Origin of the sequence: Moritella viscosa (assembly GCF_900120065.1) — a bacterium.
In the GTDB taxonomy this organism is placed as follows: domain Bacteria; phylum Pseudomonadota; class Gammaproteobacteria; order Enterobacterales; family Moritellaceae; genus Moritella; species Moritella viscosa.
This window is the reverse complement of record NZ_FPLG01000110.1, coordinates 68,332-89,455: the sequence shown is the minus strand read 5'-3', so window position 1 is coordinate 89,455 and position 21,124 is coordinate 68,332. Positions and strand designations below refer to the sequence as shown.

Below are 21,124 nucleotides of genomic sequence, written 5' to 3'. Positions count from 1 at the left end.
CGAACGACCTAGCCGAAAGGTGAACATAATAGGCATAATGGCATTAATATGACAGGTTGGAGATATTAAATTTATGGTACAACTAGCTAGTTAATTGATAAATAACAGGTCTGTTATTTATCTCAATTTCGCTCGTCTTGGGTTTAATCCCAAGATGAAGTATCCACTAAGATCAAACACGTTATTTACTATATAAAGAAGGGCTTGGGCTTGCTCAACACTCGAATAAGGTGTCGGCTGCGCGACACCTATTCTTATATGTTATGTTTCGGTATCATCATCTGATTGCAAGTATAACAACGCTTTCAAGGCTGGTCTATTTACTGAAAGTATTAATGTAATTATGACTAGCATTCCCATAACTAACTTCATTACTTTTATAAAATACGCTTTTCGATTTCTGGTATATTTGGGTCAGTTGCTTTGACATATAGCTTTTAAATAGCAGTTGTTCAGAAACTTCAAGATCATTTACATTTAAATCTGATAGTAAATTTCTACTAAAAAAATCTGAACGTAATTGAGATAGGTGACTTTATTTAGTGATATGAGTTTAATTTAAGGTATTTAATTCTTTATTTTTAAGACGTATATATATTGTGGTGTTATGGTCACGTGATTCAAATTAACAATGGATGTCCTAATTACCCCATCCTAATTAACCCACAGTACATCTTCAGGGATCGGCCAGCGTAATTGTTTAAAGTGGATATTAACAGCGGTCACGGTTTTATTGACTACATGAGGAGCTAAGCCATTTTTTGTAGTTTCAACTTCAGGAAGTTCAGCCATTATTCAATTGTTACATCCACTGATGTCATGCATTTTACCTTTGATATAACAGGTCGATTCGCGTAATTGACCGTTAGGCCAATACTTGTTTGTTACACCGTGGAGTTTGCCATTTTTAAAGTATTTTTGATGCCAGAGCTTTCCTCTGCGGTAAAATTGATGAAGACCATCTTCTTTGCCATTCTTATAATTCGTTTTTAACTTTAACGTCCCTGTATCGTAATAACGAAGATATGGACCATTTTGCTTGCCGTCAATGAAGGCAACTTTAAATCTTAAGTTACCGTTGGAATGATATTTTATAAGGCTACCTGTAAAAGGAATTTGACTACCTTTTTCAAAGATGAGCCCCTTGTCTTCAGTGACGTTTTCCGCCGGAATTTCCTTTATAGAGAGGCTCGATAAGGGCTGGTTTGCACAAGAGAAGAGTAAAAGTGCTAATAATATAAAGCAGTTATTCATTTTATCCGCCTAAAGTGGTTGTTGTTAAATTTAGATTGTCTACTATACCATTAAAATTAAATAGAGTAAGGACGGTATCATCTACAGTGCTTTGTACAACATGATACTAATAATTGGTTAACACAAAAAAGCCCAGCAAACGCTGTAATGCCGATCAGTTAAGAAAAAATAGATTGATTTTTAGCTGAATGAGATCAAAATCCGATGTTTACACTTCAAAAGAGAGGAAATAGCCACTGCATTTATACAGAGTAAATTTTTATCACGCACTGCGTGAAGCATCAACACGTCTAACAAAAATGGCAGCTCTGCCACTTCCATGAAAACAAATTCGATTTATTTGCTATATAGAGTGTACCGAGAGACCGGACTCATTCAACAACAGGATAAGTTTTATCCCCAAAAACAAGCTTGTCTGTCTTCTTGAACTATCTCTAACAATGGATCTAGATACTGATTAATTCCTTCAGATTCATATACTTGCCATTTCAAGTTTTGACGTAGCCAATAAAGTTTCCAGATTTTATCTTTTTTAACATAAGTAAACTTAGCAACAAGTACCTCTGTATTTTTAGTCGGATCGTTCCACATAGGGCGAACCTCCAAAATGTACAAAGTTTGATCTTTTATTATATAATCAATATACAAGTATTCACGAGGAAAATTTTGACTTTTAATAGAACAAAAACTCTTTGCCAATTTTTCTACTTTGTATAATTCAAATTCACTAATTGCCACGAAACCCTCGAAACTTATAACGTTTTAGATAAGCAGCTAATTCAGGCTGCAAAAAAAGAACCTTCTGAGAGGTTCAATACTGAATTAGTCTGCTTCATCTATTTTGTTGGACATCCGTCCACCATGTGGAAATGTCTTTCGTACTACGAGACTAAAACAGTCATTTACATCCCTTAACCATAACACTTAAGGCATTGACTTACCTATACTAAAATCACATTTCATGAAATTCAGGCAGCACGATGCCAAACGTTCTGAAAACGCGATATATGTCTCCGTTTCATCAACTCAATTTTTCTGACTTAACCTCTATATTATTACAGCCACAAACAGGGCAAATCAATTCTACTCCAAGCATTTTTAGTACTGCTTGCCAATCTGGTTTACTGGGCGCTTTATAAGCCGCTTGTCCTAAATTTTTTCTCGCTATATTGAGATTTGTTTGCGCACCGGGATGATATAACCCGTAATATCGTACCGTTGGTTTACCTGGTAACGGCATATGCGTTAATATTTTTTGTTCAAATTTATCTACTTTAAAATTAATTCTCTCTGCTCTTCCGCTTTGATGTGAATGGTATTTAAGTTTAACCATTTCATTTTTAACGGCTAGGATCTGGCTATTATGTAAAGGCCCGCCTCGCATATAACGGGCAAGATATTTAGCAACTCCTAATCCATGCTTATACGGCTTACAAGCAAAAACTTGCCATTTTACCCGACTAAGTTTATTTGCCATGTGAACCCAATATGATGCTTCTTTATCTCCTGAATAACGCAACTGTTCACTCTTTATCGCTTGCCTAATTGCAGCTAAAAACTTTCCTCGGAATAATCGTTTTACTACTTCAGCCGGAAATAATCCCTTCCGCTTCGGGTTACACCACTCTCCAGCTTTATTTAAACCTCCGTGTGATATTAAGCAATGGATGTGCGGATGTTCACTTAAATTTCGCCCCCAAGTATGCAACGCTAATATGCAACCAACTTTGGCTTTGAGGTGTTTATCATCATTGGTTAATTGTTTTAGCGTTTGACTGACGGCTTTAAATAACGCGTCTTGAAACCAGCTACGATTAAAGCGCCATAAAGGCAGTAACTCATGTGGGAATGTGAAGATCCAATGATGGTGTTGAGTATTAAGAAGACGAGCTGACCAGTCATTTAACCATTGCTCTTTAACGACATGTGGGCAGCCTCGATGACGACAGGAATTGTAGTGAATGCCGCAAAAATGGCCTTGAGAACAATGCTGACTGTGAGCCCCCATTTTTGCTGTCCGACAGTCACGAATGAAGCTGAATGCTTTGTGCTGGTACAGCGGAAAGCCAATATTTAATTGGCTTAAACTATACTCTTGAAAGATACGCTGAACGGTCCATTTTTGCATAGCCATAAAGATAGTTCACCACTGGTTATTTAACCAGCACTATCTAAAGTCATTGCTGAAATCTAGCGTTCCCCGGGCTGTGCCCGGCATGTTCAACAGTGTATTTTACAGAATTCCGTAAAACACTTTTTTAAATTAATTAAATAACTAAAATAATAACAGTATAGTCTATTAGTTACAATCACTTACAAAACAATTAATGCAATTTAACTTGTATGACATACACAGAATGGAATTATTTATACGGGTCCGTAAAAGTAAATTACGAGTACAAATAAAAATAAAATAATCAACACATTAAAAATATGACAAGCTTCAAAGAAAGCCAATTTCACTCCGTTAAAACCTCATATTGCTCCTCATATAAATAATCACACGCTATAACTGTATATAACACCAGTTGAAAAGCGTATTTTATATGACAGCATCACCTTTCTTAGAATCTATACGAACAGAAATCAAAACGAAACATTACAGCTATAAAACAGAGAAAGTTTACATTTATTGGGTTAAACAATTTATTATTTTTAACAATAAACGACACCCTGAGACGATGGGAAATACCGAAATTGAAGGCTTCCTCAATTATTTGGCGGTTAAAAGAAAAGTAAGTGCGTCCACGCAAAACATCGCTCTTTGTGCAATTATTTTTATGTATCGTCATGTATTAAAACAAGACATTAAAGATTTAAAATACGACTTTACAAAAAAACCAAAACGATTACCCACTGTATTATTTCCCTCTGAAGTAGAAAAAATCCTCAAACATATGTCAGGCCAGTACTATTTAATTACAGCATTACTTTATGGAGGTGGGTTCAGACTAAATGAAGCTTTATCACTTAGAATCAAAGATATTGATTTAATAAATAAATCTATATTTATATTCAAAGGGAAAGGGAATAAAGATCGCTATACGCTATTACCAGAATCATTAATTCCAATGATAAAACAACAGATGGAACACGCAAAAGCTATTCATGAAAAGGATATATCTCACGGTTTTGGAAGTACGTCTTTACCAACATCATTGCATCGAAAATATAAGTCATCATTACATACATATACTTGGCAATATCTATTCCCTTCAACCACAAGGTGTATCCACCCACACGATAATTATGTCTGCCGTCATCACATTCATGATACAGCCTATTCAAAAAAATTAAGAGCAGCAGTAGTCGCAAGTAAAATAACGAAACGCGTAACAGCACATACATTCCGTCACTCATTTGCAACGCAGTTACTCAGTTCTGGTAGTGATATAAGAACAGTGCAGGAGTTGCTAGGTCACTCTGACATCAAAACCACAGAACTGTATACCCATGTGATCGGAAATAAACGAGCTGGTACACCAAGTCCAATAGATACATTACGATTTTTATAAAAAAGGCCTGTTACTCTAGGAGTAACAGGCCTTATGAAGTTAATCTCGTTTAGTACATTACTGCACTACCCTTAATTACTCTTCAGTCGCTTCTTCTGCGCTGTCTGCAGCATCAGTTGGAGTAGCTGGAACTTCTGTTGGTGCTTCTGCATTTTCTGCATCAACAACAACTGCGTTCTCGTCTTCTTCAACTTCATCGATACGTTGTAAACCAACAACTAGCTCGTCTTCACCAGTACGGATCAAACGAACACCTTGGGTGTTACGACCAACCGTAGAGACTTCAGAAGCACGTGTTCTTACTAGCGTACCGCCATTAGTAATAAGCATTAGCTCATCACCGTCAAGCACTTGCGTAGCACCAACAACTTTACCGTTACGTTCACTTACCTTAATTGAAACAACACCCTTAGTACCGCGACTCTTCGCAGGGTATTCTTCAAGTTCTGTACGTTTACCGTAACCGTTTTCTGTTGCCGTTAAGATAGCGCCATCGTTCTTCGGTACGATTAGCGATACTACTTTTTGGCCTTCATCAAGTTTGATACCACGAACACCCGTCGCTGTACGACCCATAGGACGTACACCTTTGAACTTAACTTCAGGTTTACCGTCTTCGTCTAGAACCGGATTACCGTCTTCATCAAGTACAGGTGTTTCTTCAAACTCGCAGAAACGTACTACTTTACCTTCATCCGAGAACAACATAATGTCGTTAGTACCATCAGTGATATCAACACCAATTAGTTCATTCCCTTCATTTAGGTTCACAGCGATGATACCGCCAGCACGAGGCTTGCTGTATGCACTTAGTGCTGTTTTCTTCACTGTACCGTTAGCCGTTGCCATGAAGACAAACTTATTATCTTCAAACTCAGACACAGGTAGGATAGCAGTAATACGCTCACCTTCTTCCAGTGGTAGTAAGTTAACAATTGGCTTACCACGGGCTTGACGACTCGCTAATGGTAATTGATATACCTTCATCCAGTACAAGCGACCACGGCTTGAGAAGCACAGAATATGATCATGTGTATTAGCAACCAACAGGCGTTCAATGAAATCTTCTTCTTTCATCTTCGTTGCTGACTTACCTTTACCACCACGACGCTGCGCTTCGTAGTCAGTAAGAGGCTGATACTTAACATAACCTTCATGAGACAGTGTTACTACAACATCTTCACGTTCAATTAAGTCTTCTAAATTAATATCTGCGCTGCTTGCCGAAATCTCGGTACGACGTTCATCACCAAATGCATCTTTTGAAGCTTGTAGCTCTTCAGTGATAACTTCTAGTAAACGCGAAGGCGTATTAAGAATATGTAATAGTTCAGCAATAACTTCGAGTAGTTCTTTGTATTCGTTAAGAATCTTCTCGTGTTCTAGACCTGTTAGTTTGTGTAGACGTAAGTCTAGGATCGCTTGTGCTTGTATCTCAGTTAAGAAATACGAACCTTCACGAATACCATACTCAGGCTCTAACCATTCAGGACGAGCAGCGTCATCACCAGCACGTTCTAACATTGAAGCAACATCACCTAACTGCCAGCCGCGGCTGATCAAGGCTTGTTTTGCTTCTGCAGATGTTGCAGATTGCTTAATTAGCGCAATAATGTCATCAATATTTGCTAATGCTATCGCTAACGACTCAAGGATATGAGCACGTTCACGGGCTTTACGCAGTTCAAATACTGTACGACGTGTAACAACTTCACGACGGTGACGCAAGAACGCATCTAGCATTTCTTTTAAGGTAAAAATCTTTGGTTGCTTGTCGATCAGTGCAACCATGTTGATACCGAATACAACTTGCATTTGCGTTTGAGCGTAAAGGTTGTTTAATACAACTTCACCTACAGCGTCACGCTTAACTTCAACGACCATACGCATACCATCTTTATCAGATTCGTCACGTAGGGCACTGATGCCTTCAATTTTCTTATCTTTTACAAACTCAGCAATACGTTCAATTAAACGCGCTTTGTTTACTTGATACGGTAGCTCGTGAACAACAATTGTTTCGCGTCCACGTTCATTAGTTTCAATATCGGCGCGAGCTCGGATATGAACCTTACCACGACCAGTACGATAAGCTTGCTCGATGCCCGCTTTACCATTAATGATACCGTGCGTTGGGAAATCAGGGCCTGGAATGTATTCCATTAATTCTTCAAGACTTAGGTCTGGATTTTTAATTAATGCTAAACAACCATTGATAACCTCATTTAAATTATGAGGTGGGATATTCGTTGCCATTCCCACAGCAATACCTGACGAACCATTAACCAATAGGTTAGGGATTCGTGTAGGCATAACTTCCGGAATAAATTCAGTACCATCATAGTTAGGTACGAAATCTACCGTTTCCTTGTCTAAATCAGCAAGTAATTCATGCGCGATTTTTGACATTCTGATTTCGGTATAACGCATTGCGGCAGCAGAATCGCCGTCAACAGAACCGAAGTTACCTTGACCATCAACAAGCATGTAGCGCAAAGAGAAAGGCTGCGCCATACGTACAATAGTGTCATAAACAGCTGTATCACCATGTGGGTGATATTTACCGATTACGTCACCAACAACACGTGCTGATTTTTTATATGGTTTGTTCCAATCATTCTTCAATTCGTTCATCGCGAATAAAACGCGGCGATGAACTGGCTTTAAACCATCGCGAACATCAGGAAGAGCACGACCAACAATAACGCTCATAGCGTAATCTAAATAGGAATTTTTTAATTCTTCTTCAATATTGATAGGTGTGATTTCTGTGGCTAAATTACTCATATAAGCCTTTACCCCTAAGTTTTAAAGTGCTTTCTATTATATTTTTTAGAGAAATCATTCTAGCATAATATTTACCAGCAAATACAATATATAAGAAAATTAACTTACTTGAATACAATTTTATTAACTATTTATTCACTCACCTATAAATAATACTTCTGAAATCGTTTTCTCGTTATATACTGTGTCCATATTTTTTATTTTTCACCTTATTACTTTTCACCTTATTAACGTATCAAGAAGACTTTGTATGAATGTAGATAAACAGGAAATCGCTAAATTTGAAGCCATGGCCAGTCGTTGGTGGGATCCAGCTGGTGACTTCAAGCCATTACATCAAATCAATCCATTACGCTTAGATTATATTGATGAGCGCTGTGGCGGCTTATTTGGCAAGAGAGTTCTTGATGTTGGCTGTGGTGGCGGTATCTTAACTGAAAGCATGGCTCGCCGTGGTGCAAAAGCACTAGGTGTTGATATGGGGAAAGAACCCCTCAATGTGGCAAAATTGCATGCGCTTGAATCTGGTACTGAAGTCGAATACCGTCAAGTATTAATTGAAGAGTTAGCAGAAGAGCAACCAAACAGCTTTGATGTGATCACTTGTATGGAAATGCTAGAGCATGTTCCGGATCCAGGTTCCGTGATTAACGCTTGCATGCGTCTTGTAAAACCAGGCGGCCACATATTCTTCTCGACAATCAATCGTAATTTAAAATCATACTTATTTATGATTGTTGGCGCAGAGAAAATCTTAAAAATGATGCCTAACGGTACCCATGACCACAAGAAGTTTATTCGTCCATCAGAACTATTACATTGGGTTGATCAATCAGGTCTATTTTGTCACCACATGACAGGCCTGCATTACATTCCATTAGTAGACCAGTTCAAGCTAGGCGAGAATGTTGACGTTAACTATATGCTACACACGCAGCTTATCGATTAATATAACGATTAATATAATTCTCTTTTTACCTAACAGCACCTCCGCCTTCGCTGTTAGGTAAATAGATCCACTTCCCTTTCCAGCTTCAAGTTCGCTCCCTCTATATAGCTATTTACTGTCATTTAACTCAAATAACTCGGCTCGCTCTAACCAACACGCGCAAGCAAAGTTATCCACTTTATGGGTAATATGAAACTTGTTGCGTATAAAATGACAATATTGTTTGTAATAACAACCACAAAAAAAATAATAAATTAATACTTGCGTGGTAGTTTTATAAACGAATTAGCTGTAAATATAATCAAAATTTTTGAGGATCTCCTCACAACCTTGGCAACACTTTTTTTTCTTTTTTTTTTCACTTTAACTGTTGATTTTTGCTAACCGTAATTGATCACTGAGGCCAGAATGAAAGTCGCCACTAACTCACTAAATTATCCACATGTTGTTCAGTTTAGTGCCACTTGCCAAAACGTGATTATCACACTATCTTGTATGCATAAATACAGGACAACACTACATCTTGTGTATTAACAAGAATATCAATACTAGTGTTGGTGGAAATATTCTTACATTGTTTTAAGGTCAGTCAGCTAAATGAATAAGAATTTACTAGTTACAAAACGCAGCGGTAAACAAGAAACGATCGATCTTGAAAAGATCCACCGCGTGATCAAATGGGCAGCCAAAGGGTTGAATAATGTATCGGTGTCACTGGTAGAGTTAAAATCTCACATCCAGTTTTATGATGGCATTCGTACTGAAGATATACATGAAACCATGATCAAAGCTGCAGCGGATTTAATTAGTGAAGAAGCACCAGATTATCAATATCTGTCTGCGCGTTTAGCTGTCTTCCACCTACGTAAAAAAGCATATGGTAAATTTGAACCACCTGCGCTTTATGATCACGTAAAATTAAATGTTGATGCGCTTCGCTATGATGCACACCTACTTGCTGATTACACGGTTGAAGAATTCGCAGAAATGAATGAGTTCGTTGATCACTGGCGTGACATGAACTTCTCTTACGGTGCAATTAAACAGCTAGAAGGTAAATACCTACTACAAAACCGTATTTCTGGTGAAATCTTCGAAAGCCCACAATTTCTGTATATCTTAGTGGCTGCGAGCTTATTTGCGACATACAATAAATCGGTTCGTATGGACTACATTCGTCGTTTCTATGAGGCAACGTCAACCTTCAAGATTTCACTGCCAACACCAATCATGGCAGGTGTTCGTACCCCAACTCGTCAATTCAGCTCGTGTGTACTGATTGAGTGTGACGATAGCCTAGATTCTATCAATGCAGTATCTAACTCTATTGTTAAATATGTATCGCAACGTGCTGGTATCGGTATCAACGCAGGTCGTATTCGTGCACTAGGTAGTTCAATCCGTGGTGGTGAAGCATTCCACACAGGTTGTATCCCATTCTACAAACACTTCCAGACAGCTGTTAAATCTTGCTCTCAAGGTGGCGTTCGTGGTGGTGCAGCAACATTATTCTACCCATTATGGCACTTAGAAGTAGAGTCACTTCTTGTACTTAAAAATAACCGTGGTGTTGAAGAAAACCGTGTACGTCACCTTGACTACGGCGTGCAGATTAACCGTTTAATGTACCAACGTTTAATTGATAATAAAGATATTACTTTATTCAGCCCATCTGATGTTGATGGTTTGTATGATGCATTCTTCCAAGATCAAGATGAATTCGAGCGTCTATACAATCTTTATGAACAAGACTCATCAATTCGTAAGCAAACGATTAAAGCCAGCGAACTATTTGCTTTACTTATGCAAGAACGTGCAAGTACCGGTCGTATCTACATTCAGAATGTGGATCACTGTAATACTCACAGCCCATTTAACCCAGCGGTTGCACCGATAAGACAAAGTAATTTATGTCTAGAAATTGCGTTACCAACGAAACCAATGCAACATCCTGGCGATGAAAATGGTGAAATTGCGCTATGTACATTGTCAGCGTTCAACCTTGGTGCAATTAAAAACCTTGATGAATTAGAAAACCTTGCAGATCTGGCAGTTCGTGCATTAGATAGCTTACTTGATTATCAAGACTACCCAATGCCAGCGGCTGAAAAATCAACAATGGCGCGTCGTTCATTAGGCATAGGCGTGATTAACTACGCATACTATCTCGCGAAAAACGGTGTTAAATACTCAGACGGTAGTGCAAACAACCTAACGCATAAGACATTTGAAGCAATTCAATTCTATCTTTTAAAAGCGTCAATGAATCTATCGAAAGAACAAGGTCCGTGTTTAGCATTTAATGAAACAACATACGCTCAAGGTATCTTACCAATTGATACCTATAAATCATCGTTAGATGAGATTTGTGATGAAGAATTACACTTAGATTGGGAAACATTACGTAGCGAAATTAAAGAACACGGCTTACGTAACTCAACCCTAACAGCATTGATGCCATCAGAAACATCAAGCCAGATTTCAAATGCGACAAACGGCATTGAGCCACCACGTGGTTTAATCAGCATTAAAGCAAGTAAAGACGGGATCTTGAAACAAGTTGTACCAGATTACGAAAATCTACGTGATAACTACGAGTTACTTTGGAACATTCCAAGTAATACGGGTTATTTACAACTTGTTGGTTTAATGCAGAAATTCGTAGACCAAGCGATTTCATCTAACACTAACTATGATCCACAACGTTTCCCGGGGCAAAAAGTACCGATGACAACGCTGTTAACGGACCTGATGTTAGCGTATAAGTACGGCTTAAAAACGCTTTACTACCATAACACACGTGACGGTGCATCAGACGTAGATGTAGTTAAAGAAGACGAGGGCTGTGAAGGCGGCGCATGTAAGATCTAAACAATCTAATTACGTACACCGATACCACCTACCCCCTTTCATTTGGCAGCTTAGGCTGCCAATTTAATGTATTAAATAGAGATGACCAATGAGTTACACTACTTTTTGCCAAACTAAAAATGATCAATTAAAAGAACCAATGTTTTTCGGCCAACCTGTAAACGTTGCCCGCTTTGACCAACAAAAACATGAAATTTTTGAAAAACTAATTGAACGTCAGTTATCATTTTTTTGGCGACCAGAAGAAGTTGATGTAAGTAAAGACCGTATTGATTATCAGCAATTACCTGATCATGAAAAACACATCTTCATCAGTAACCTAAAATACCAAACATTGTTAGATAGTATTCAAGGCCGTTCTCCTAACGTTGCCTTTTTACCGCTGGTGTCATTACCAGAAGTTGAAACGTGGATCGAAACTTGGTCATTCAGTGAAACTATTCACTCACGCTCATACACACATATTATTCGTAATATCGTGAATGATCCATCAGAAGTATTCGATGATATCGTTGCCAATGAAGAGATTCTAAAACGTGCTAAAGATATTGCGGGTTATTACGATGACTTAATCCACGCAACGCAACAGTTACACTTGCTTGGTGAAGGCTCACACGTGATTAACGGTGAAACTATTATCGTTAGTCAGCGTGCAGTGAAGAAGAAACTATACCTCGCAATGGTATCGGTAAACGTACTTGAAGCGATCCGTTTCTATGTAAGTTTTGCTTGTTCTTTCGCTTTCGCTGAACGTGAATTAATGGAAGGTAACGCTAAAATCATTAAGCTTATTGCCCGTGATGAAGCATTGCATTTAACGAGTACGCAGCACATTTTAAACTTGATGGCTGACGGTAAAGACGACCCTGAGATGCAAGAGATCTCAATCGAGTGTTTCCAAGAAACACAACAAATCTTTACTGATGCAGCACAACAAGAAAAAGACTGGGCTGAATACCTATTCAAAGATGGCTCTATGATTGGCTTGAATAAAGATATTCTTGCTGATTACATTGAATACATCACTAATACACGTATGGCAGCTGTTGGCTTACCAATGGCATTTGAAGTCAAAAGTAATCCACTTCCGTGGATCAATGCTTGGTTAGTATCTGATAACGTACAAGTTGCACCACAAGAGTCAGAAATTAGCTCATACTTAGTTGGTCAGATTAACGCTGAAATCAACCACGCTGACATAGGTACATTCGTTCTATAATGTCGATTACGCTGACAACTGATTCAGGGAAATATCAAGTTTCAACACAAGATAGCTCCCTGCTTGATACACTTGAACGCACTGGACATCAAATTGAATATCAGTGCCGTCAAGGCTATTGCGGCGCTTGCCGCACGACACTCTCAAGTGGCACGGTTACTTATACAACCGAACCACTTGCAGCGGTTGCAGCGGGATCTATATTGCCCTGTTGCTGTAAAGCAGATAGTGACATAACACTTGCTGTCATCGCGACAACAACGGTTTCAGCATAATATACTTATTATTAATTAAGTAGCGTGTATTAACCCCCCTAAAATAACAAGTCTTAACAATATCCACTATGTTAAGGCTTGTTCATATTGTGATCCAACAACCATTTTATCATCTCATAAAATCCAACTCTCAATAGCTTACGATATAGAATGTGATTTACTTTGCAAAACGAACGAACCTTACCCATACTCCTTTCAATAACGTATAAAAACTTCAATAGCGTATAAGCACTTCAATAACGTATAAGTACCACGGCTTTAAAATAGGACAACTTTATGTTAGATGATTTAGTTGGGATCGGTATGCGTCCAGCACATTATGAGAAACTCACTAATAGCCAGGTAGATATTGGCTGGGTAGAGGTACACAGTGAGAATCACTTCGAGATTAACTCAGAGGCGACATATTATTTGGATAAAGCCTGTGATCGCTATCCCATCAGCTTACACGGTATTGGTTTAGCACTCTCTTCTAATGAGCTACTTGATACTATCCACATTAATAATATTAAAAAACTGGTTGACCGTTATAAGCCATTTCGAGTGTCAGAACATTTGGGCTGGAGTTCCATTGCTGGTCAGCATTATAGTGATACATTAGCAATTCCCTACACAGAAGAAAACCTCAAGCGTATAATTGCGCGGGTTGACCAAGTTCAGCATATTTTAGGTCAAACAATTGCAATTGAAAATCCCGCCTGTTATTGCCAATATAAAAATAATAGCCTGACAGAAGCTGTCTTTTTAACCGAACTACAAGCCGCTACGAACTGCAAAATACTGCTCGATATTAATAATGTCCATATTAGTAGTCATCAGCTCGAATTCAATCCTTATGATTACTTAGCGTCAATACCTAGCAGTATTGTCAGCGAGATCCACCTATCTGGTAGCAATAAACAATTAAAGGATAACCACATCACCTTCGACCAAGAGCATGGCCAAAAGGTAACGCCCGAAGTATGGCAGCTATTTGAATATTATTTGCAGCATTGCAACACAATTCCAACCCTTATTGAATGGGATACTAATATTCCACAGCTCAATGAATTACTGCATGAAGCACATACAGCTCAAAAAATGATATTGAAATCACAGCGTTTTAAAAAAACATGTTAATCAAATAGGTTCTCAAAATTACAATCGAAACATAATATAAAAGTCAGCGGATGACCCCGATATAAACCACGTTCCAGCCAATTTGCCAGTTAACCATATAGTAGCCCATTAACGAACCTACTTAACAGTGTGTTCAAGTTTATCCATATCTTGTTCATGCCCATAACAAATACCATGACATATCTGCGATAACGCGTGCTCAGAACGGCCATTACTGCTTAACTGGTCTGGTATACGCAAAATAACTTCAACCCCCTCTTTATTACCCGCTAACACTAAAAATAACGCCGTTGTATTAAAATAAGGTGGAATAAAAAACACACTCGAACAATTGAAACCTGCAGCACTGTATTCATCAACCTTAAGGAAACCCAAGTTAGAGATAATTGCGGAAGTACGGTACAGACCTGTTTTTTGTCTCTTTAACGCTAATTTGTCATTGCATTTTTTCAACCATGACAATGGCACCCAACTTAATGCATTGAGTGTTGGCACACCGGCAAAACGAGGCATTCTTGCGTGTTCATTATCCGCAATTTTCAGCTTAATTTGCTTAGCCCAATCGGCAGTGGTTGTTTCTGGTGATACCTGCATTAATAGCCCACCTGTTAAATTCCCCGTAGAGATAATATCGGCGTCATGCATACGTAAATCAACGGGTAGTTGAATACGTACTGCCGAGTCAGAATACAGGTTCGCTAACTTAGCAATACTAATACCAGCGTTAGCTAATATTTGTTTATAACCACCTGGTAGGGTTCTACGCTGCCAAGAGGAACCAAAATCTTGTCCAGCGGGAACTCCTGTTGGGGCAGCAACGGTATCGGTAATTTTTTCACCGGGTATCGAAGTAACTGATTTAGCTAAATCAATATCACGCACAAAACTATTATCACCTCGTAACGACTGCTGACGCAGAGCCCGTAATACTTCATCAGCAAATGTTTTTGTACCTCGTCCGTCCATTACCGCATGATGCGTTCTAAAAATAATATGGTGTTTATCATTTCTCTCACCAAGTACCAGCAATACTTCACAACCCGTACTGGTTTTTACATCGAGAGGGCGATTTAAAAATGGCGCTAACTTATCGCTCATGCCATCCCAATTTAGCCCTCGGATAACTTCAAGCACTGTCGTTTGACCTGCATCAGCCCAATGACTAAAACCAAGCTTACCTGCAAGTTTAAACCGCGTTCCTTGCAATACAGCTGAAGCCTTAATGACCGCTTGTTGCCACGCGCATATATCAATATTGCCAATGCCTTCAAGTACCATTTGGTTAGCAACACAAGTTGCGGTTTCTTCGGCATTAAAATCATCACAACTAATATAAAAACGCTCTGTTGGTGAAAGTTTACGTTTAAACGTCATCGTTCCTCCTTGAACTGTTCGACGGTTATGCTGCGCTATCTGTCGCGCGGTTATTATGGCTAGCCATATCTTGATGGTCATCAAGCACTTCGGCTTCAGCATTTTGTTTTTTTAAAAGTAGTATCGTGACAGCGTTCACTACATCTTGAATTAATAAATACACGGCAGGCACTAATAACAAACTTACCAGCGTAGCAAACAACACGCCAAACGCGAGTGATATAGCCATCGGGATTAAAAACTGTGCCTGTAAGCTAGTTTCACTCATGATCGGTACTAAGCCAATAAAAGTGGTTAATGAGGTAAGAATAATAGGGCGAAAACGGCGAATACCAGCACTGGTAATTGCGGTTTCTAAGTCTTCACCTTGACTGCGTTTTTCGTTGATATAGTCAATCAGGACTAAATTGTCATTGACCACGATCCCACTCACGGCAACCATGCCAATAAAAGACCACAAGGTAACATCGACCCCTAACAGTAAATGGCCTAATAACGACCCAACAAGACCAAACGGGATCGCAAACATGACTAATAATGGCTGCGTATAAGAGCTAAACAAAATAGCCATCACTAAGTACATCGCGATCAATGCGAGTAAATAACTGCTTGTTAATATATCTACAAACTCCACAATACTTTTCTGCTTGCCAGCCTTTGACCACTTAACGGCTGTAATCTCTGCTAATTGCTGTAAAAAACCGATTTCCAAATCAGCGATAACCGCCTTCGTACTGTTCTTCCCTGTATCAACAAATGCTGAAACAGAAATAACCCGATTTCGCTCATAACGTTTAATATTATTATCGGCTGATTTATAACTCACATCTGCGATGGTGAAGAGAGGTACCCCTTCACCATTAGGTAGTTGAATATACATATTTTCTAAATGCCATAATGAGCTAGTTGCTTCTTTTGGATAACTCACCTGCACTTTTACTTCATCTTCACCACGCGGCATACTTTGCACTTCAACACCAAGGTAAGCCTGCTGAACTTGCTGACCAAGCGCACTCAATGTTAATCCCATATCACGCGCCATAGGCTTTAGCGCGAGTTGCACCTGCCTTGAACTACGCTGCTGAGAATCTTGAATATCATATACACCTTCAAATCGGGCTAACACTTGCTTTAAGTTTTCTGCTTGCAGGGCTAAGTCATCTAAGTTACGGCTCGACAGCTCAATATTAATATCTGCACTTGGCGGGGTTAGATCCGACACAAAATTTAATTCGATACTGTCTTCAATTTCGCCAACTCGTTCTCGCCAGCGACGAATGATGTCATGGCCGGACATCACACGATCATTCGATACTGATAACTCCAGATACACTCTGCCAATATGATCATCGGCAGCCGCTTGTGCTTCACGTGAATATTTACTGATTGGCGCAACGACAGAATACACATGCGCAATCGCAGAAGCCCCGCTTTCATCGGTCAACTCTTGTTGCAGTAGTAATGCTTCCTGCTCAATCTTTAATATCGCATGCTTGGTTTTATCAGGGTTACTGCCTTCTGCAAAAGTGACATTGGCATACGCAACATCCCCTTCAATGGCCGAAAACAAGACCGTTCGTAACCAGCCGCTGGAAAGTAAGGTTAAAGAGATAAAAAATAAGCCCACAAACCCTAAAATATAGCTCCAACGCCACACCAACACATGATCAAGAAAAGGTTTATATCGGTGTATCACAAACATTTCTAACGCGGTAGAGAATTGAGTTTGTATCCCTTCTAATATTCCACCGATTGTTTTTATTTTACTGATTAGTGCTTTGTTGTTGGAGGCATGCAGATTGGTTAGTTTTTTCGTATTAAAGTGTTGATTGGAATCACTATCGACAGGTTGATGACTTAAATGAGCGGGTAAGATAAACAATGATTCAAACAATGAAAACAATAATGTCGTGATCACAACAACAGGAATAACTTGCATGAGTTTACCCTCAGGTCCAGGTAAAAACAGCAACGGCATAAAGGCGATAACACTTGTTATAATGGCAAATATGATTGGCTTAGCGACTTTATGAGCCCCCTCAATAGCGCCCTCAACCCCCTTATTACCTGCTGCTTGCTCAGTATAAATGCTTTCTCCCACAACAATGGCATCATCAACAACAATCCCAAGCACCAATAAAAATGCAAATAACGAAATAATATTAATCGAAGCATCAAATACCGGTAATAACCAAAAAGCACCCATAAATGAAATAGGAATACCCAGGCTAACCCAAAAGGATAAACGCCAATTTAAAAACAATAATAAAATAGCAAACAGCAAACATAACCCGCTAAATACATTGCTAACCAATAAGTCGATACGACTCATAAATAACTTAGAATCATCTTGCCAGACATACAAACTGACCCCCTCGGGCAGATACGTCGCGGGTGCTTGTACGTACTTATTTATCGCATCAGCAACATCAAGAATATTTTGCTCACCAACACGGTATACGTCTAAAGAAACAGCCCGTTTACCGTCGAGTTGTGCCATTGTTCCTTCATCACGAAACCCATCGGTGATCGTCGCAATATCACTCAGTAAAACTCGCCCACCATCTTTGTCCGCTTGCAGAATAATACTGGAAAAATCATCCGCACTTTCAATCAGGCCTAAAGTTTGGATCAGTATATCGCCCTGCTCTGTCGCTAAACTCCCACCGGGTAAATCAATCGCTGTCGCTTTGAGTATATTAACGACATCTGCAAACTTTAAATTATATTGCGCCAAACTGTCTTCATATAATGCAATGCTGATTTCGTATGGCCTGGTATTCTGCAGTTCAATAACCGAAATAACAGGTTCTTCTAACAAGTCTAACCGGATATTTTCAGCCAAACGTTTTAACGCCCATTCATCACCTGCGCCAGCGATAATCAATTTGGCAACGCGATAACGCTCAATCAATTCGCTGACGACTGGCTTTTCAACTTCATCCGGAAATGAGTTGATACTTTCAATTCTTGATTTGACTTCATCTAATACAGCCTTGGTGCTATAATCGTCAGCAATATCAATGGTGGTGTAACACGAGCCTGAACTAGCGAATGAAGTGAGATCGAGTGTACCTTCAATATCATAAACGACCGCTTCAATACGCGTACAAACCATGGCTTCAACATCACGAGGTCCAGCTCCTGGATACAAGGTCGAGATCGCAATTCGCTCTAGCGACACACCAGGAATTAACTCTTTACGTGTTTCTGGTAATGCTAAACAACCGAATGCGACAATCACCATCATGATCAGGTTTGCTGCAACCCGATTATGCGCAAACCAAGCGATCATTACTTTCATGAGCGTACCTCATGCTGCACAATCACATTTTGTAACCCTGTATCTAAGCGGATCACGTTTAACTTCATACCATTAACCGCAACATCAAGTGGCGTTAATATCAGCTTATCGCCCTTATCTAGACCGACATTGATATAAACTTGGTGTTTACCTTGATGTAATACACCGACCTTCACAATCTGCAAGCGTTGCTGTTCATCTAACAACCACACTTTATTATCGTTACGTAATGCCAAGCGAGGGATGATCACTATGTTCTCAAATTCACGTCCTGAGATTTCAGCTTTAACAAAACGGCCTGGTTGTAAATATAACGGTTGCTCAGGCTCGTTAAGCACTTCTGCAACCACATACTGCAATCGGTTCTCAGCAAGTCCCCCCTCAGTTCCCGTGATTGTTCCTTGCCATTGATAACGTTTATTATTGACGCTAACAGAAAGTGTCACTCTTGGACTTACAACGGATACAAGCGTATTTGAATCATAAACAAACGCATTTATTTGCTGTGGTAAATCCATCAGCGTTAAGTACTTGTCGGCGACAGGCAAACGCACATGCATTTTATCTAACGAGAAGATTTCACCGATTACTTCGCCCGAATTGACTAACTGACCGCGCCCAACACTCACCGCTTTAACTCGACCAGAAAATGGGGCTTTAATCACGGTATGATCTAGCTTTAAATTGGCTAAACGTAAATCAGCTTCTGCCGCTTTAACCCGACTTTTTGCATCATTAATTTGAGGGATGTGACGGGCGAAACTGGTCGCTTTACTCGACACGCCTCGTCGTGCAACATGCGCTTTAGCTTTACTTTCAGCTAAGTGTAATAATGCACCATCAACAGCTTGCTGCTTTTTAATGACTTCGAGTTTATAGGCTTCATCATCCATGGATAGCAGTACATCTCCGGCATTAAAATAGCCACCTGCGGTGAAATTATCTGCAACAGATTTAACTCTTGCAGTCACTTCAGAATTAAGGTTTATTTGTGTTTTTGCAGTCACTATCCCGCGGCTAAAAATAGGAATAACGGCATCATCAAACGCCACATTCATATAACGCACAGAAGGAAAACGATTAATCTCAGGACTGATTTGGCTTTGTGGCCGAATGGCTGATAGTAACGCCATACAGATAAAAGTAAGCACAATAATAGAAAGTGGGATGGATACTTTTTTATGGCGGGAAAATAGCGCCTTTCCCTGCTGCCAATATGGCGCTAACCATATTTGAGTTTGCTGCATTTTAGGTAACAGTGCTTGTTTTAATTTGCCCGTTTTTTTTGCGTTTTTTAACCTTGCTATCGATGCTTTATCACTCTTTTCATCAGTGCTATTGTTCGCGTCTATTTTACCAGCTTCGGCAATCATCGTTGCAGCCGTTTCTTTCGGCGTCAATAAGTCACCTTGTAACAAATATTGTTTCCAACACTGCATCGTCGCTTGCGTTGTTTGAATATTGTTTGCAACATAAGGGTGTAATTTAAGTCCTAACGACAACTGCTCACGCCACAATAAAATACCTGTGGATACAGGGTAATTTTTGGTGCCGATACCACAGCAAACCCACAGTTCATCTTGATTAATGGGTGGATTATTATCGTCTTTAAGTGGCCAACTACCTAAAAAACTGAACGAACCCGCATAGAATTGGCGCTCACTGACATATTGATAAATACGGCGTACACCATTCTCACCAATTATTTTACCAATATGTGCTTGCCACCAAAGTTGCCAATGACTTTTCGCTTTGATTTGTTGCTTCACTTGCCGCTGAATATCACGAGCCGCAATGGTGTTATTTAGCAATACATTAATCCCAGAAGAGCAGTTTCCCGTTTCAGGTGTATTGGGTAATGCGCCACGTAGATTAACGGGATATAACCAATAATAATCTTGCTGAGAGGCAAGCAGTTGCTCTGCAACAGCTCTGTTTAACGCCCAGAATAGATAAATATTCAGTGCAACTCGATGCTTCCTTGCTAGCTTCTTAATTTCAATCGTTTCGGATTCAGTAAAATAAGCATTAACGATAGGCGCATCATTACTGTATTGAGTACGGTTTTCAGTATCAGCTAAATTTGTTGCAGCGTAATCTGGATAAGTCGTTTTCCAACGAATCATTTTTGGGGCTTTAGCTTTGCCACCAGCAAAAAGCATTTTGATTTGCTGCCAATGCGATGGCGCAATTTTGTCTGCTGTTTTTGGTAGGCTTTCACACGGGTAATCATGCTCACGTAAAATAGTGGTTAATCCACCGAGCCCATCCATTTCACAGTGTGAAAATTCAAACCAATTAATTTCATCTGTGGTTTTTTTTAGTAACCCAACATTCATTCGGTCACCGATCCCAAATGCTTTACGCGCTTGAAACCACATAGCTATATAGTCTTTCTTTTGGCTACTACTCATCGGTTAGCTTCCTTGTTAACCAAACTGAATGCCTCGATTAAAT

14 protein-coding genes are annotated in these 21,124 nt (G+C 39.4%); 6 read left to right on the top strand and 8 right to left on the bottom strand.

Translation table 11 applies throughout. The features are described from left to right. Window positions 1–654: 654 nt before the first annotated feature. The 4 genes from BT797_RS17475 to BT797_RS17460 all read right to left on the bottom strand — a co-directional run bounded on the left by BT797_RS17475 (window position 655) and on the right by BT797_RS17460 (window position 3,388). A complete protein-coding gene (locus BT797_RS17475; RefSeq protein WP_082293729.1) occupies window positions 655–792 on the bottom strand; it encodes a DNA-formamidopyrimidine glycosylase family protein in 138 nt (45 codons plus the stop codon). 3 nt (window positions 793–795) lie between these two features. Further along, window positions 796–1,254 (bottom strand): toxin-antitoxin system YwqK family antitoxin, encoded by a 459-nt coding sequence (locus tag BT797_RS17470; protein WP_075473011.1) that lies wholly within the window; start codon window positions 1,252–1,254, stop codon window positions 796–798. Window positions 1,255–1,647: 393 nt separating this feature from the next. After that, window positions 1,648–1,992: a DUF3024 domain-containing protein gene (locus BT797_RS17465; protein ID WP_075473009.1), complete on the bottom strand. Its 345-nt coding sequence runs from the start codon at window positions 1,990–1,992 to the stop codon at window positions 1,648–1,650. A gap of 283 nt (window positions 1,993–2,275) precedes the next feature. After that, entirely contained in the window at window positions 2,276–3,388 is a 1,113-nt protein-coding gene (locus BT797_RS17460) for an IS91 family transposase (protein WP_075473007.1), read from the bottom strand. Window positions 3,389–3,800: 412 nt separating this feature from the next. Between BT797_RS17460 and BT797_RS17455 the strand changes: the two genes are divergently transcribed. Beyond that, window positions 3,801–4,769: an integron integrase gene (locus BT797_RS17455; RefSeq protein ID WP_075473005.1), complete on the top strand. Its 969-nt coding sequence runs from the start codon at window positions 3,801–3,803 to the stop codon at window positions 4,767–4,769. A gap of 75 nt (window positions 4,770–4,844) precedes the next feature. Here the strand turns inward: BT797_RS17455 and gyrA are convergent, their stop codons facing one another. After that, the gene (gyrA, locus tag BT797_RS17450; protein WP_045110780.1) at window positions 4,845–7,556 is read right to left on the bottom strand and encodes a DNA topoisomerase (ATP-hydrolyzing) subunit A; all 2,712 of its coding nucleotides are present in this window, start codon (window positions 7,554–7,556) and stop codon (window positions 4,845–4,847) included. A 250-nt stretch (window positions 7,557–7,806) separates the two neighbouring features. Here gyrA and ubiG point away from each other — a divergent pair, with 250 nt between their 5' ends. The 5 genes from ubiG to BT797_RS17425 all read left to right on the top strand — a co-directional run bounded on the left by ubiG (window position 7,807) and on the right by BT797_RS17425 (window position 13,989). Beyond that, window positions 7,807–8,505, top strand: coding sequence for a bifunctional 2-polyprenyl-6-hydroxyphenol methylase/3-demethylubiquinol 3-O-methyltransferase UbiG (gene ubiG, locus BT797_RS17445; RefSeq protein ID WP_045110781.1), 699 nt, complete (start codon window positions 7,807–7,809; stop codon window positions 8,503–8,505). Window positions 8,506–9,102: 597 nt separating this feature from the next. After that, window positions 9,103–11,376, top strand: a complete 2,274-nt coding sequence (gene nrdA / locus BT797_RS17440; protein WP_075473003.1) for a class 1a ribonucleoside-diphosphate reductase subunit alpha — start codon at window positions 9,103–9,105, stop codon at window positions 11,374–11,376. 88 nt (window positions 11,377–11,464) lie between these two features. After that, the gene (gene nrdB, locus BT797_RS17435; protein ID WP_075473001.1) at window positions 11,465–12,595 is read left to right on the top strand and encodes a class Ia ribonucleoside-diphosphate reductase subunit beta; all 1,131 of its coding nucleotides are present in this window, start codon (window positions 11,465–11,467) and stop codon (window positions 12,593–12,595) included. Beyond that, window positions 12,595–12,870, top strand: coding sequence for a class I ribonucleotide reductase maintenance protein YfaE (yfaE, locus tag BT797_RS17430; protein ID WP_075473000.1), 276 nt, complete (start codon window positions 12,595–12,597; stop codon window positions 12,868–12,870). The genes nrdB and yfaE overlap by 1 nt, the downstream gene beginning before the upstream one ends. A 276-nt stretch (window positions 12,871–13,146) precedes the next feature. Next, the gene (locus BT797_RS17425; protein ID WP_045110785.1) at window positions 13,147–13,989 is read left to right on the top strand and encodes an MbnB/TglH/ChrH family RiPP precursor modification enzyme; all 843 of its coding nucleotides are present in this window, start codon (window positions 13,147–13,149) and stop codon (window positions 13,987–13,989) included. Between the two features lie 117 nt (window positions 13,990–14,106). Here BT797_RS17425 and BT797_RS17420 read toward each other — a convergent pair whose 3' ends face one another. Genes BT797_RS17420 through BT797_RS17410 form a run of 3 tightly spaced genes read right to left on the bottom strand, consistent with a single transcriptional unit; the run spans window position 14,107 to window position 21,081 of the window. Beyond that, complete coding sequence (locus BT797_RS17420) at window positions 14,107–15,363, bottom strand: non-ribosomal peptide synthetase (protein ID WP_075472999.1); 1,257 nt, start codon at window positions 15,361–15,363, stop codon at window positions 14,107–14,109. A 25-nt stretch (window positions 15,364–15,388) separates the two neighbouring features. Next, on the bottom strand, window positions 15,389–18,667 hold the full coding sequence (locus tag BT797_RS17415; protein WP_075472998.1) for an efflux RND transporter permease subunit: 3,279 nt from the start codon (window positions 18,665–18,667) through the stop codon (window positions 15,389–15,391). After that, window positions 18,664–21,081, bottom strand: coding sequence for an efflux RND transporter periplasmic adaptor subunit (locus tag BT797_RS17410; RefSeq protein ID WP_075472997.1), 2,418 nt, complete (start codon window positions 21,079–21,081; stop codon window positions 18,664–18,666). The genes BT797_RS17415 and BT797_RS17410 overlap by 4 nt, the downstream gene beginning before the upstream one ends. Window positions 21,082–21,124: the final 43 nt, after the last annotated feature.

Excerpts from the sequence above, each read along its gene's own strand:
- BT797_RS17455 (WP_075473005.1), top strand. The coding sequence starts at position 3,801 with ATGACAGCATCACCTTTCTTAGAATCTATACGAACAGAAATCAAAACG.
- BT797_RS17475 (WP_082293729.1), bottom strand. The coding sequence starts at position 792 with ATGGCTGAACTTCCTGAAGTTGAAACTACAAAAAATGGCTTAGCTCCT.
- nrdB (WP_075473001.1), top strand. The coding sequence starts at position 11,465 with ATGAGTTACACTACTTTTTGCCAAACTAAAAATGATCAATTAAAAGAA.
- yfaE (WP_075473000.1), top strand. The coding sequence starts at position 12,595 with ATGTCGATTACGCTGACAACTGATTCAGGGAAATATCAAGTTTCAACA.
- BT797_RS17415 (WP_075472998.1), bottom strand. The coding sequence starts at position 18,667 with ATGAAAGTAATGATCGCTTGGTTTGCGCATAATCGGGTTGCAGCAAAC.
- gyrA (WP_045110780.1), bottom strand. The coding sequence starts at position 7,556 with ATGAGTAATTTAGCCACAGAAATCACACCTATCAATATTGAAGAAGAA.
- BT797_RS17470 (WP_075473011.1), bottom strand. The coding sequence starts at position 1,254 with ATGAATAACTGCTTTATATTATTAGCACTTTTACTCTTCTCTTGTGCA.
- BT797_RS17420 (WP_075472999.1), bottom strand. The coding sequence starts at position 15,363 with ATGACGTTTAAACGTAAACTTTCACCAACAGAGCGTTTTTATATTAGT.
- BT797_RS17460 (WP_075473007.1), bottom strand. The coding sequence starts at position 3,388 with ATGGCTATGCAAAAATGGACCGTTCAGCGTATCTTTCAAGAGTATAGT.
- nrdA (WP_075473003.1), top strand. The coding sequence starts at position 9,103 with ATGAATAAGAATTTACTAGTTACAAAACGCAGCGGTAAACAAGAAACG.
- BT797_RS17425 (WP_045110785.1), top strand. The coding sequence starts at position 13,147 with ATGTTAGATGATTTAGTTGGGATCGGTATGCGTCCAGCACATTATGAG.
- BT797_RS17410 (WP_075472997.1), bottom strand. The coding sequence starts at position 21,081 with ATGAGTAGTAGCCAAAAGAAAGACTATATAGCTATGTGGTTTCAAGCG.
- ubiG (WP_045110781.1), top strand. The coding sequence starts at position 7,807 with ATGAATGTAGATAAACAGGAAATCGCTAAATTTGAAGCCATGGCCAGT.